This is a genomic window from Pseudomonas citrullilanati (assembly GCF_030580855.1).
GTDB lineage: Bacteria > Pseudomonadota > Gammaproteobacteria > Pseudomonadales > Pseudomonadaceae > Aquipseudomonas > Aquipseudomonas citrulli.
The window spans coordinates 23,314-38,004 of the sequence record NZ_JAUQOP010000023.1; the positions used below are offsets into that span (position 1 = coordinate 23,314).

Below are 14,691 nucleotides of genomic sequence, written 5' to 3' on the forward strand. Positions count from 1 at the left end.
AGTCTAATGAATACATTGGAAAGTGAACTCGACATTGCCCGCAGTATTGAACTGATCCGGGGCCGCTTGAACCGGCGCAAACCCCTGGCCGCTGTCGCCCGACGGATGCGCCGCAGCGTCGGCGTGCAGCAGGACGACAACCCGACCAAGGCGCTGGACGCGCTGATGCTTGGCGATGCGCTGCTGGGCTATGGCCAGAACATGTCCCTCAACAACATGGCGATCATGGAAAACCTGATGACCATGGCAATCATGGAAGCCAACTATGAAGTGCCCGCCGGCAAGAACACCCTGGCCTGGTATGACGCCTTTATCCAGTGTTTGCGCGACCTCGGCTGCTTCATCGCCGATGACGGCTACACCCGCTACTCCGAGCGCTCGACCCGGGTGGACATCGACTATGTGATCAGCGATATCGTCAAGGGCATCATCGATGGCGTGAAGGCCAGCGTGCCGGCCGTCTCGGTGCTGGGTGCCGTGGTGGACACCACCCTCGAGGGCCTGAAGAAGGAGAGCAACACCCTGGCCTTGTACAACGGCCAGGTGAAGACGGCCGGTGGCGCGCGCCTGTCGGTCATTCCTTGCGAACAATTGGCCAACGGTATCCTGATTGCCTCGTCGACATCGATCCGCCAGGAAGGTACTTCCAGTAATGGCGGTGTGCTTTTTGTCAATTGGCAATCCGCGGCGCGGGATATTTTCCGCGGCAAATCATTCGTGACATTCAATCCGGCGCGCTATGAAGAGTTCCGGGTCGAAATCGAAGAGTACTTGGGCGAACATCGCCGGCAAGTCTTGCGCCAGCGTTTCAGTCGACGCCGGTTGGCTTGATCATTCTCGCATTTCATAAATAACAGCATGGCGTCGGCCTGAATAAGCGCCTGCCTGAGTGCAGGCGCTTATTCAATGGTGTTCGATCATGGATGGACGATACAGGGAAATATTTGATTTATGAGTGGCGTCAACGATTCAGCGGCCGGGGACTCTGTCAGTTTCTTGAATCTCTTCAAGTTCAAAGACCTTGAACAGGCCTTGGCCGCCTATAAGGGCACCGACCCCTACGAAGCGGTGCTGCGTTATTACACCGGTTGCATCGCCGCGCCGGACAGCCCGCAAATGCTCGAGCCCCTGGGGCTGCTCAAGCAGGCGCTGGGGGCGCTGGGCGGCGGTGGTCGCCGGCGCCGGTCATCGGTGGAGCCCGCGCCGGCCGGTCCGGATGAAACCGCGGACGGCCTGACGCACATCTACCGGCGGGTGGAAGGGTTCGAGGCGCGCCTGCACAACAGTCTCGAACAGTTGAAGCAGCCGGCCACCGAGGTGCCCAAGGGCCTTCACTTTGCCTGGCTGGGCGGCGGCATCGGTGCCATCCAGCGTGACTACATCAACCTCTGGCGGCAGGTGATGGCCCCCGAAGGGCACCCGCTCAAGCTTTGGTACGACAGCGACGCGTTGCTGGCCCATGAAACCAACCGGATCATCGTCGAAGCGGCCAAGGCCGACGCCATGCTCAAGGGCGGGCACGCCAGCGTCGATGCCGTTGAGTTGGGTGATCGCTATGAGGAACGCGTCATCGTCCTGAAGCAGCAGATGTTCGCCCACATCACCCGGGCCGTGGAAAAGGGCGCACAGGCCGATGACGCGCGCATCGATCTGCTGGTCCGTGCCTATGGCCAGGATGAAGCCCGATTGCGGGCCTTGAGGCGCGACAATCAGTCGAGCATCACGGCCCTGGGCGAGGGCGGCGTGACCTTGCGTGACCTGGCCAACGGCGGCGCGCCGCTGCACCTGGAGGCGCTCTACCGACGCGAGATCAGCCTGCGCGGCAATTTCGCGGCGGCGTCCGATATCGTGCGGGTCGAGGCGTTGTTCGCCGAAGGTGGCCGCTACGCCGACGTCGATAGCCTGCCGCCGCTGCTGGACCGGCTCGGCGAGGTGGACATCCGGGCGTTCAAGACCGATGCGCGCCTGGGGGTGCTGCAACTGTTGCTGGATCGCAATCCTGACTGGATGCCGGGTCGCCAGGCCATGCGCGATCGATACGCCTCCTACGACAACGAGATCCCGGTGGAGCATCGCGAGGCGCTGGAACGATTCGCCGCCAGCCGACCGGCTATCCACCAGGTGTTCCGCGTTCCGTTGGAACGCCTGGCCCCCCCGCACGGGCTGCGGGCGGTCGGCCAGGGCCACACCCTGAGCAACGCTTTCCTGCTGGCCCATCCCGGCTCGGCCATGCTCCAGGCGTTGATCGAGCGATTCCGGCTCAACTATGGAATCGTCGAGGCCACGGCCCGCCTGGCCGATGAGCAGAACACCGGGCTGACCGATGCCGAGGGCCTGATCGCCCACGCGCTGAAGGCCGCGACCCAGGTATTCGGGCCGCTGCATGAACTGACGGCCGAGGATGAGTTGGGCGTGTCGCTGCTGGCCTCGGCGGCCGCCACTTACTACAGCGACGGCCTCCGCCCCCAGAGCGAGGTGACGATCTACCTTACCGGGCCCGCTGCCATGCGTGCGGGCATGGCCGACTACGAGCGGGCCCACTTCACGCCGCGAACCGCCCTGGCATGGCGCCAAAACATGACCATCGACGCCGTCGACACGGTCAACCTGGCCACCGAGGAGGAACTGGACCATTCCTGGAAAGAGAACCAAAGCGACACCCGGCAGTGGCTGGCCGATGAACAACGGCGCTGGCAGGAGGGACAATTCAAGGCCCGTTATCAGGGCGACATCCAACAGTTGTTGCGCTACCGGACCCTGGACTTCGACGGTGGCTGGCCACTGGTGGAGGGGCGTCATGTGCTGTCCACCGAGCTGCTGCAACACCTGGCCGACGAGCTGGGGGAGCCGTTCCTGAAGCGAATGAACGAAGGCCATGACGGTGCGGTGACCTTCGACAAGGTCATTGCCCTGGGCTACGACGAGCGCCAGTCGATCCGGGCCCAGGACGCGGGCGTGTTGCCCCCCGCCTCGTTGAGTGATGCACGGACCCGGTCACTGTCCATCGATGAACTCCTGGGGCGGCTCGCCAAGGGCACATTCGAGTTCGGCCAGTTGAGCCCGCTGCAACGCTTGCAGCTCGGCGCGCTGGTGGGGGCCAAGGCCCTGGATAATCGCAGTTTCGACGCGGTGCTGCCGGCACTGGAAAACCTGGCCAACAGCCTGGTCGAACGGGGTACCGCCGGTCGCTATGCGGCCATCGAGCGCCTGCTGTACCAGCATCGAGCGCCGGCATTCCTGGCCGGGCTGGCTCAACCGGTGGATCCGCCGGGGCATGGCGAAACGGCCCTGGGCTTGAAGAAAAACGCCCTGGAGCAACCCTTGACGTTGCGCCAATGGGGCCGTCTCGTCGCGCGGATCCAGCAGGTGGCGAAGCTGGAATATCGCGATCGGATTGCCGAGCGCCTGGGCAACGTCCTCGATGTTTTCGACAGCGCCGCCATCAAGCTTGTCCCCCAGGACCTGTTGCTCCAGGGCACCGGCGACCGCGTCGGTGGGCGTTGTTATCCACTGGCCCTGGCCATGGCCGCCGCCCTGGCGCAAGGCGAGTCGGCGGCGTACACCCTGCGCGGCCGGTTCTACCTCGGTGTGCTCGAACCCGAGGGCAGCGATTCGGTGGCCTTCTTCAACAGCCTGGAGTCCCTGCGCGACGTACAGCTTGGCGACGTCGGCAGCGCCTTGGCGCGTTCGAGCGTGGACGAGGTGGTGAGGCTCCTCAAGGCCCGCACCACCACCAGCACGCTGATGCTCAACTCCGATAACCACGCGATGCTGGTGGCCAGGACCTTTGACGGCGAGCAAAGCACGTATCACTTCTACGACCCCAATTTTGGCGTGTTCGAGTTCGAGCATCCGGCGCGGTTCGGGCAGGCGTTGAACCGGTTCTTCGTCCAGCAGGGCATGGCCGGCCAATACGCGGCCTACGGCGACGCGGCGCTGCCGACCTTCGACTTGATCGAGCTGGACGGCGCGCGGCTGTCGACGCTGGGATTGCCGGGGGCGGTCCGGGTCGCCGACCTGTTGCGCCCGGGCGGCTTGCCGGAACAATCGAAGCGCCCGCTCAGGCAACGGTTGGCGTCGGCCCGTGGCCAATCGCTGATGAGCAACCCGCGCCTGGGCAATTGCCTGCTGGCGCTGGACGGCCACGGCTGGGCGCAGCAGATGGCGCAAGCGACCTCCGAGCTCAGGCAGGCGAACCGATTGGCGCCCGCGCTGGTGCCGCTGTTCGACACCCTGGAGGCGACGCCGGGGGGCGCTTACCGGATGACTTTCATCGACCCGTCGAACACCGAGCGCGTGGTGTCGGTCAGCACCCACGACCCTCGCCTGCTGCGGATCAAGCGTTACCTCTCGGCGTGTTTTTCGAACCTGGCCAATCGGCCTGCCGTGCCGGGCGATCCCACCGAAGTGGGTGGCGTCCACACCTTGAATGCCGGCTTCGCCGTGCAGGCGCTGATGAACGCGCTGAGGACCCGGGAAGGGCCCGACCGGCCGCTGTCCCTCGCGGTGCGCCTGCATGCCTATGTCAACTATGCGCAGTTGGTGCACGGCAACGTGGTCGACATTGCCGGCCTGGTGGGCCTGGCCCGGCGAGCGCTGGCCGACGATCGATTGATCGCCGACACGGTGGCGCCGGTGGTCGAGGCCGCCGTGGGGGGCAGTCTCAGTGAGGCGACCGGCGGTTTGCTGCAATTGGCCAATGTCGGCTTCGACATCTACCAGTTGGCCACCGCCCGGGATGACGTGGCCCGTGCCCAGTTCGGCACGCAACTGGCGTTCGATTCCGCCGGGCTGGTGTTGTCGGTGGGCGCGTATGCCGCCGGTGCCACCGCCGGTGCGGTGCTCGGTGGGACCGCCGTGATCCTGGGTGGCCTGGCGGTGGGCGTGGCGGCGCTGGCCCAGGGTTTTGCCGGTATCGCCGAGCAAGCCCGGCAGGTCGGGCTGTTCTTCGATGACGTGGCCAAGGCCCATCTCCAGGCCTATCGGTACAACGCGGCCCATCGCGCCTGGCTGCCGCACCCGTCGCTGATCGTCCGGACACTGGACCTGGCGAGCGGCGAGCTGGTCATGGACAGCCCTAAGTTGTACCCGCTGCGGGATCATTTTGGGGTGCCGACGTTCGACGCCGATTACACCCGGGCGATCGACCTGCGCCGGGAGCTGGCCTTGCCGGACCGCGTCCCGTTCAGCGCGCCGGTCGGGCAAACCCTGGTGCTGCCCTGCACCCCGCCCACCTGCTACGGCTATGAATACAAGGCGTTGCCCTTCGCGACGCTGCGCCATGACCTCGGGTTCGACATTGCGCGGCGCCTGGAGAAAAAGAACGCGGCGGGCGAGTGGTTGTTCCTGTTTTCCTTCTACTCGTTTCCCAGCGAATACATCCTCCATCAGCTGACAGCGCCGGCCTACCAGTCAACAGTGATCGACGTGCTGCTGGACGCCGTCGAGCGTTCGCTGGTGGTGCCGATCATCCCGCCGGCCTGGCAGGGCACCATCACCTACCGGATCCGTGGCGCCGGCCAACGCTGCGCCGTGGTGCTCCATCGCGGTGTGAGCCTGAGCCTCGAGTCGCCAGGATCCCTCGCGTCGAGCTGGACACTCGATGCGTCCTGGGCCGGCGACAGCGATGTACGCGTCGAACCTGCGGGCAGGCTATGGGTGGGCGGTGTTTCGATCGCGTTCACCGGGGCAGGTCGTCACGAAGCGTTGCTGCGCCTGCGCGGTGACCAAGTGTTCAGGTTCGTGCCGGGTGAACGTGAACTTGCCCTGGTGGAACAGGAAGTGCCGGTGGGCATGGACCGGCTGGCGTTGCAGGAATACCTCAAGTCCATGGCCCGTGCCCATCGCCTGGCCATGCCTTATACGCCGGTGCGTCATTACCCGATTCCATTCGAGAAGCCGGGCGAGCCCCGCACCACCACCGCCTGGTACGACGCCAGCGCGGACCGCTTCCTCTACATCCGCAACGAGGACGTGCTGGAGGCCGAGGATGCGTTGCTGGGCGCCGTGGCAGACGGCTACGCCTGGTTCTATGAGCCGGATAACTTCCTGGTCTGGCAGGTGGATGCGGTGACCGGGTTGCTCAGCCATCGTTATCGCTTGCTGGTCAATACCGGCGAGGCCGCCGGGGTCATGCGCATCACGCGCATGGAGGCGGACGCCCAGGGGGTGATCCACGTGGTGCAGGAAATCGCTCGCCCCAATCAGGCCAGCGATGTGCTGGTCTATGTGATCCATGACGGGCAACTGCTGTTGAGTTCGATCACCCGTGACCGGGACGATGGCCTGGAGGCGCGACTCAGTGCCCGCGACACCCTGGCCGACTGGTCCCAGGTGCTTGGCCGCTATTACCCCTTCCAGCCGGACGGCGGGGACCAGCCGTTCATGAATGTCGACTGGCAGCCGGCGGCATTCGTGTCGGTGTGCTGGAGGATCCGTACCCGTTGGCGCGACATGGCCTGGGTGCGCCGCAGCGACGGGTTGATCATCCGGCCCTCGACGCCTCCCGGCAGTGCCTATCGCGGATGGAACGACTCGATCAAGAACATGACCGACATGACTTTGCTCACACTGGCGGACGAAGAGGTCTTCGTCATCTACTACAAGCTCGCCCAGACGCTGTGCCGCAAGCAGCGCTCGGCGAACGGGCAGTGGTCGCAGGCCTGGATACAACCGGAAAAGCTCGAACATGTCGTCGCGGTGGACGGTGGCTACGTGGCGCTGACCTCGGATGGCCTGTTCTTCAATCTGACGGACCAGGGCCATCTAGTGTTGGGCGGCGTCAGCGAAGCGTGGCTCAAGGACCGCTCGCATTGGTGGCAGGCGGTGGCACCGCTCGCCCGGCAGTACGCGGTCGAGCGCCTGGCCATTGTCGGCTTGGGCAACGTTGGCGGCGACGGAACCTTGTGTGCCTGGCAGGTCGGCGGCCGGCTGTTGCTGGCCGATCTCGGCGCGGGCAGGGAAGTGCGCCTGTTGGGGGTGACCCCGGACAACGAGGCGGCCTGGTTGCTTGACGTGACCCGTGGCGACCTCCATCGCCAGCGGTTCATCGATCCGCAAGTCCTGGAAGGCGCCTTCGGTCAAGGCGCGAGACTGTTACGGGCAGACGCGTTGCCGGTGGCCACCCGTGAATGGGCGCCGTTGCAGTTTGCCAGGCTCACCGTGGAGGGCGCGGGGTTGCGGGGCGTCACCGTCGACGGCGTGGTGATGCGGTTGCGCGACCGGCAGCCGGCCTTGATCTGTGGGGTCACCCAAGAGTGGGTCGCCCTCCAGGCCGGCGACGAATACGCAAACCTCAAGCGATTGACGGACGCCCAGCCCCATGCCGCGCTGCTGTCGATCGAGGCCGCCGACAGCCTGAGGTGGCTGGTGGTGGAAACCGGCCGGGTGATCCGGGTGCCCCGGGCCGCGATTCCCGAGTCCTTCGCCGTGCTGGGCACCCGCCAACGGCGCAACGTGCTGCTGCACGAGGCCAAGGACCGCAGGTTGTTGACCTATCCGGACCGGGCCAGCGCCGGGCCCCTCGACTATGTCCAGCGCGATGCCGAGGTGCTGGTCGTCGAGGGGCAGGTGAAGGCCGAAGAGGTCCTGGCGCTGTTGCCGGACGATGTCACCACCCTGGTCCTGCGCATGGGGCAGGGGGCGACGGGCTACCGGTTGACCAGGGCGCTCTGGGTGAAACTCGAATCGGTCATCCTCGACGGCTGGCATTTGCCGGATGGCCCGGCGTCGCGCCCCGCCAGCCTGGTCTGGGAGCTGGATGAGCCGGACCGACTGATGCTGAGCCTCGTCGAGGCGAACTTGGTGATCATCGACCCGGACAGCGGGCACAGCGTGATCCTGCGCGACGCGAACGCCCAAGAGGCCAAGGTGCGTGGCAATCTCCAGCTTGAGTTCGGTGGGGCGCGGACCTACGCCGTCGCGGCGCTGGTGCAGGTGTTGCTTGCCTGGCAGGACAGTCAGGGCGGTGCGACGCTCAAAGCCCTGGACAGTGCCTCCAGGGCCGTGGCGACCAACGAGCTGGATTGACTCCTGCGTCGGTCTTCCTGTCAGGGAACCAGGTAGCCCCTGACGCCGGTGAAGATGATCTGTGCGGCCAGTGCACAGACGAACAGGCCCATCAGGCGGCTGACGATTTGCAGGCCCTGGTCGCCGAGAATCCGCTCGATGCGGCTGGACAGGTACAGCACGACGCCGACGGTAAAACTGGCCAGGGCGATGCTGATGATGGCCATGAGTTTGTCGTCCCAGTGTGGCTGGCTCACGCCCATCACCAGCAGGGCACCGATGGTGCCGGGGCCGACGGTCAGCGGAATGGTCAGCGGGACGATGGTCACGTCCTGCTGGACGTTGTCGGTCTGCACCGCCGACTTGCCCTGGGCCATGCCCAGCGCCGAGATGAACAGCACGCTGCCGGCGCCGATCCGGAACGCGTCCACGGTGATGCCGAAGACGCTGAAGATCACGCGCCCGAACAGGTACAGCAACACGCTGGACACCAACGTGGCGATCGCGACCTTCCAGGCCAGGCGCCGCTGTTCCTTGCGCGAATAACCGCGCGTGAGGCCGATGAAACACGAGAGCACGAAGAAGGGGCTATAGAGCACCAGCATCTTCAGGTAAACGCTGAACAGCACGTGGAGCATGGTCGAGGCTCAGGCGAAGGGAGACGACGCGAGTCTAACAGGCGTTTTGCCGTCTGTCGGCTCAGGTCGTCTGGGCCGTCCGGTTCTGCTGGTCGCGCTGGGCCACCCAGTGTTCGATCAACTCGCGCAACTGCGACAGCTCCACCGGCTTGGCCATGTGCCCGTCCATCCCGGCCTGGCGGGCGCGTTCCTTGTGCTCGGCGAGGATGTGCGCGGTGAGCGCCACCACCGGGGTGCGGGTCCGCTGGTTGCCGACTTCCCAGGCACGCAATTGCTGGGTCGCGGAAAAACCGTCGAGGATCGGCATTTCGCAGTCCATCAGGACCAGGTCGTAGCGCTGCGCCTTCATGGCCTTGAGGGCTTCCTCGCCGTTGCTGGCGGTGTCGGGCTGCAGGTTGAGCTTGCCGAGCATGCCGCGGATGACCTTGGTGGAAATGCTGTTGTCCTCGGCCACCAGGATACGGAAGTCGCTGGGCACGATCACCGGCGCGGTGGGGCCGGTGTTGGCCGGCTGGTTCGGCCCCTGGCCGCGGTTGCGCTGGTTCAGTTCGTCCGCCAGGGTGGTCTTGAGGGTATAGCCGGCCACCGGCTTGGCGAGGATGCGCTTGACCCCGCTGTTGCGCGCCACGATCTTGCTCGGCGCATTGCTGATGCCAGTGAGCATGATCAGCAGGATGTCGTGGTTCAGGCTCGGGTCTTCCTTGATCTTGGCCGCCAGCTGCATGCCGGTCATGCCGGGCATGTTCTGGTCCAGCAGCACCACGTCGAAATAATCACGCAGGTGCGCCTTGGTGCGCAGCAGCGCCAGGGCTTCCTTGCCCGATGGCACGGCGCTGACGTTCAGGCCCCAGGCGCTGCATTGCTGCACCAGCACCTTGCGGCAGGTGTCGTTGTCGTCGACGATCAGCACCCTTGCCCCTTGCAACGGGCTGTCGAGGTCGGACGTCGGGTGTTCGAGGCGGTCGGGGTCCAGCGGCAAGGTCAGCCACAAGGTACTGCCCTGGTTGCTGCCGCTTTTGATGCCGAACTCGCCGTGCATCAGGATGATCAACTGGCGGGCGATCACCAGCCCCAGGTTGCCGCCCAGGCGCGTGGCCGAGAGGAAATTCTTGCTGTGCAGTTCGGCATGCATCAGGGTGTCGCGCTCTTGCGCGTCCATGGGCGAGCCGCTGTCCTGTACCGCGATGCGCAGGCGCGGTTGATCGCTACGCTCGTCGAGGGCCACGACGATCAGCACCTCGCCCTCGTCGGTCTTCTTCAAGGCGTTTTCCAGCAGGCTCAGTAGCGCCTGGCGCAACCGCGTCGGGTCGCCGCTGATCACCCGCGGCACCTGGGGCTGGATGAAGCTGATCAACTCGACATTCTGCTGCTCGGCCTTGGCGCGGAAGATGCTCAGGCAATCCTCGATCAGCGCATTGAGGTCGAACTGCACGTCATCCAGTTCGATCTGCCCGGATTCGAGGCGGGAGATGTCGAGGATCTCGTTGATCAGGGTCAGCAGTTCGTTGCCGGCGCTGTGGATGGTCTGCACGTAGTCGCGCTGCTTGACCGACAGCGGCGTGCCCAGCAGCAGTTCGGTCATGCCCAGCACGCCGTTCATCGGCGTGCGGATCTCGTGGCTGATCTTCGCCAGGAATTCGGCCTTGGCGTTGATCTCGGCGTTACTGGCCGCCAGGTCGCGGCTGATGCTGAAGCGGCTTTCGTTGATCGAGCGCTGGCGCTCGCCGAGGGCCACGCTCATCAGCAGGCCACTGATGCAGATGAAGACCAGCAGGGTGATGATCAAGCCCTGGGGCGGGACCTCGGTGAGCCCTTGCAACGCCGGGAGGATGATCAGCGTGCCCAGGTTGAAGACCACCATGGCCGCGACGAACAGCCGGGCCGGGCGGTAGCCTTTCTGCCAGTGCCAGGCGCTGACGAACAGCATGCTCAGGCCGGCCAGGGCCACCAGCCCATAGGTCATGATATTGAGCGGCAGCGTGTTGACGAACAGCAGCAACAGGCTGCACAGCACCGTGAACACGATGTCCCCCAGCAGCAGCCGGTTCAGCGGGTGCGGGCCCAGGGGCGCGAAGAAACGGTAGGCGAACATCAGCCCGCAGGGGGCGGTGAGCAGCAAGGCCAGGTAGGCCCCCGGGGTCTGGACCTCCGGCCAGTCCGGCAGCCAGGGCCCGGCCAGGTTCAGCAGCAGCAACAGGCTGAGCATCAGCAGCCCTTCGCAGGCGGCCAGCCACAGGCAACTGCGCGAGCGGGTGTAGGCGTACCGGGTGAGGTTATGCAGGATCAGCATGGCGATACAGCCGAACAGCAAGCCATAGATCAGTGTCTGGTTCTGGTCGGCGGCGGCCAGGACGGCCGGTTGCAAGGTGACGTAGGGGCGCAACTCGTGCCGGGAAGCCAGGCGCAGGTAGACGTCGAGGGGTTTGTCGCTGTGGGGCAGGGCCAGCATGAAATCGCTGCTGGGCACCGGGTGCTCGCTGCGCGGCAGTTCATTGCCGGTGGTTTGCTGGTCCACCAGGGTGTCGCCGTCCAGCACGTAGAGGTTCAGGCGCGACAGGTCGGGCGCGAAGACCCGCAGTATCTGTTCGTGCTTGTCGGGGGCCAGGCGGAAACGCAGCCACAAGGCCCCGCCGGCTTCGGCGGCCTTGAGGCGGTCGAGGTCGATGGGGCTGAATTGATTGGTGTAGCGGGCCGAGCGGATGTCGCTGAGCTTGAGGTCGCCCTGTTCGTCGAGCAATACCGCCCAGCCACTGCCTGGCGCGGCCTGGGCCGGGAGCATGCAGAGCAGTGTCAGCAGGGTGACGGTAAAGCCTATGGCAATCCTGAGCCAGCGCACGGCGAAATCCCTTCGTAGGTTGATGCCAGATTATAACTATGCGCGGCGCCGGAACAGTCAGGCAAGGGCCACACACCCTTGCCTGGCTGAATGGCCGGGTTATTCCAGATTTTCGCCACGCTCGCGGGCAATGGCACGGTAGCCAATGTCCTTGCGGTAGAAGCAACCTTCCCAGTCGATCTCGGCGGCCAGCCGGTAGGCCTGCTGCTGCGCCTCGTCGACACTGGCGCCCATGGCGGTGGCGCACAGCACGCGACCACCGGCAGTGACCACCTGGCCATCCTTGAGCGCCGTGCCGGCGTGGAAGACCTTGCCGTCCAGCCGGGCCGCGGCCTCCAGGCCCTGGATCGCGCTGCCCTTGGCGTAGTCGCCCGGGTAACCACCGGCCGCCAGCACGACGCCCACGCTCGGGCGCGGATCCCACTGGGCTTCGACCTTGTCCAGCGCCTGGGCCAGCGCGGCTTCGACCAGCAGCACCAGGCTCGATTGCAGGCGCAGCATCACCGGTTGGGTCTCAGGATCGCCGAAACGGCAGTTGAATTCGATGACTTTTGGGTTACCAGCCTTGTCGATCATCAGGCCGGCGTAGAGGAAACCGGTGTAGACATTGCCTTCCTCGGCCATGCCGCGCACGGTCGGCCAGATCACCTGGTCCATGACGCGCTGGTGCACCTGGGCGGTCACCACCGGGGCCGGGGAGTAGGCGCCCATGCCGCCGGTATTCGGGCCGCTGTCGCCATCGCCGACACGCTTGTGGTCCTGGCTGGTGGCCATCGGCAAGACGTTCTTGCCGTCCACCATGACGATGAAGCTGGCTTCCTCGCCGTCGAGGAACTCTTCGATCACCACGCGGGAACCGGCATCGCCGAAGGCATTGCCCGCCAGCATGTCGCGCACGGCGTCTTCGGCTTCGGCCAGGGTCATGGCGACGATCACGCCTTTACCGGCGGCCAGGCCGTCGGCCTTGATCACGATCGGCGCGCCTTTCTCGCGCAGATAGGCCAGGGCCGGCTCGATCTCGGTGAAGTTCTGGTAGTCGGCGGTCGGGATCTTGTGCCGCGCCAGGAAATCCTTGGTGAACGCCTTCGAACCTTCCAGCTGCGCGGCGCCAGCGGTCGGGCCGAAGCAATCCAGGCCACGGGAACGGAACAGGTCGACCACGCCGGCCACCAGCGGCACTTCCGGGCCGACGATGGTCAGCGCGACGTTCTTCTCGGCGAAATCGGCCAGTTGTTCCAGGGCCAGCACGTCGATGGCGACGTTCTCGCACTTGGCTTCGATGGCGGTGCCGGCGTTGCCCGGCGCCACGAACACCTTCTGCACACGGGGATCCTGGGCCACTTTCCAGGCCAGGGCGTGTTCACGGCCACCGCTGCCAATGATCAAAACATTCATTTCAAAAACCTCGGATGACGCTGATTCTGTTGAGCACCACAGGGATGCTTTTCTGTGGGAGCGAGCTTGTGTGGGAGCAAGGCTTGCCCGCGATAGCATCACCTCGGTTTGCCTGATGGACCGAGTTGCCTGCATCGCGGGCAAGCCTTGCTCCCACACACACATCCTGCTTCCACATTGATCGATGTTAGTGGCGGAAGTGGCGCATGCCGGTGAACACCATCGCAATGCCGGCTTCGTCGGCGGCGGCAATCACTTCGCTGTCACGCATCGAGCCGCCTGGCTGGATCACCGCGGTGATACCCACCTTGGCCGCGTTGTCGATGCCGTCGCGGAACGGGAAGAACGCATCGGAGGCCATGACCGCGCCCTGTACCTGCAGGCCGGCATGCTCGGCCTTGATCGCGGCGATGCGCGCCGAGTTCACGCGGCTCATCTGGCCGGCGCCGACGCCGATGGTCTGGCGGTTCTTGGCGTAGACGATGGCGTTGGACTTGACGTACTTGGCGACTTTCCAGGCGAAGATCAGGTCGTTGATTTCCTGCTCGCTCGGCGCGCGCTGGGTCACGACCTTCAGGTCGGCGCTGCCGATCATGCCGATGTCGCGGCTTTGTACCAGCAGGCCGCCGTTGACGCGCTTGTAGTCCCAGGCCGGGGCACGATCCGCCGACCATTGGCCGCAGGCCAGCAGGCGCACGTTGGCCTTCGCGGCAACGATGGCGCGGGCTTCTTCGCTGACCGACGGAGCGATGATCACTTCGACGAACTGGCGCTCGACGATGGCCTTGGCGGTCTCGGCGTCCAGTTCACGGTTGAAGGCGATGATGCCGCCGAATGCCGACTCGGTGTCGGTGGCGTAGGCCAGTTCGTAGGCCTGGCGGATGCCGCCCTCGGCGTCCGGGCTCACGGCCACGCCGCACGGGTTGGCGTGCTTGACGATCACGCAAGCAGGCTTGACGAAGCTCTTGACGCATTCCAGCGCGGCGTCGGTGTCGGCCACGTTGTTGAACGACAGTTCCTTGCCTTGCAACTGGGTCGCGGTGGCGATGCCGACTTCGGCCGGCTTGGCTTCCACGTAGAACGCCGCGCTCTGGTGCGGGTTCTCGCCGTAGCGCATTTCCTGGGCCTTGACGAACTGGGTGTTGAAGGTGCGCGGGAACTCGCTGCGACCCTCGGTCGACAGGGTGTCGGCGGCCTGGTTCACGGTGCCCATGTAGTTGGCGATCATGCCGTCGTAGGCGGCGGTGTGCTCGAACGCCTTGAGCATCAGGTCGAAACGCTGGGCGTAGGTCAGGCCACCGGCCTTGAGGTTTTCCAGGACGCTGGCGTAGTCGCTGGCGTTGACCACGATGGCCACGTCCTTGTGGTTCTTGGCCGCCGAGCGGACCATGGTCGGGCCGCCGATGTCGATGTTCTCGATGGCGGTCGGCAAGTCGCAGCCGGGCTTGTTGATGGTGGCTTCGAACGGGTACAGGTTGACCGCCACCAGGTCGATCGGCTGGATGCCGTGTTCGTTCATGATGGCGTCGTCGATACCGCGGCGACCGAGGATCCCGCCATGGATCTTCGGGTGCAGGGTCTTGACGCGACCGTCCATCATTTCCGCAAAACCGGTGTAGTCCGCGACTTCCACAGCGGCGACGCCATTGTCCTGCAGCAGCTTGAAGGTCCCGCCGGTGGAAAGAATCTCGACGCCCAGCTGTTGCAGCTCGCGGGCGAATTCGAGGATCCCGGTCTTGTCGGAGACGCTGATCAAGGCGCGGCGGATCGGCAGGCGGGTGGTCTGGTCGGTCATTTCAATTTCCATCACAAGCA

General features: G+C 65.3%; 6 protein-coding genes. 2 read left to right on the plus strand and 4 right to left on the minus strand.

Annotation, left to right across the window (positions count from 1 at the left end):
* Positions 1 to 6 precede the first annotated feature (6 nt).
* Together Q6A48_RS16085 and Q6A48_RS16090 are read left to right on the plus strand one after the other, a co-directional pair.
* Positions 7 to 831, plus strand: coding sequence for a hypothetical protein (locus tag Q6A48_RS16085; protein ID WP_304555104.1), 825 nt, complete (start codon positions 7 to 9; stop codon positions 829 to 831).
* A 120-nt stretch (positions 832 to 951) separates the two neighbouring features.
* Positions 952 to 8,028: a TcdA/TcdB pore-forming domain-containing protein gene (locus Q6A48_RS16090; RefSeq protein WP_304555105.1), complete on the plus strand. Its 7,077-nt coding sequence runs from the start codon at positions 952 to 954 to the stop codon at positions 8,026 to 8,028.
* Between the two features lie 20 nt (positions 8,029 to 8,048).
* Here Q6A48_RS16090 and tspR read toward each other — a convergent pair whose 3' ends face one another.
* The 4 genes from tspR to purH form a co-directional block, all read right to left on the minus strand.
* Positions 8,049 to 8,645 carry a MarC family protein gene (gene tspR / locus Q6A48_RS16095; RefSeq protein ID WP_047227382.1) on the minus strand — a complete coding sequence of 199 codons (597 nt, stop codon included), beginning with the start codon at positions 8,643 to 8,645 and terminating at the stop codon, positions 8,049 to 8,051.
* A 61-nt stretch (positions 8,646 to 8,706) separates the two neighbouring features.
* Complete coding sequence (locus tag Q6A48_RS16100; RefSeq protein ID WP_304555106.1) at positions 8,707 to 11,481, minus strand: hybrid sensor histidine kinase/response regulator; 2,775 nt, start codon at positions 11,479 to 11,481, stop codon at positions 8,707 to 8,709.
* Between the two features lie 99 nt (positions 11,482 to 11,580).
* The gene (gene purD / locus Q6A48_RS16105; protein ID WP_304555107.1) at positions 11,581 to 12,876 is read right to left on the minus strand and encodes a phosphoribosylamine--glycine ligase; all 1,296 of its coding nucleotides are present in this window, start codon (positions 12,874 to 12,876) and stop codon (positions 11,581 to 11,583) included.
* Positions 12,877 to 13,063: 187 nt separating this feature from the next.
* Positions 13,064 to 14,671 (minus strand): bifunctional phosphoribosylaminoimidazolecarboxamide formyltransferase/IMP cyclohydrolase, encoded by a 1,608-nt coding sequence (gene purH, locus Q6A48_RS16110; protein ID WP_304555108.1) that lies wholly within the window; start codon positions 14,669 to 14,671, stop codon positions 13,064 to 13,066.
* Positions 14,672 to 14,691: the final 20 nt, after the last annotated feature.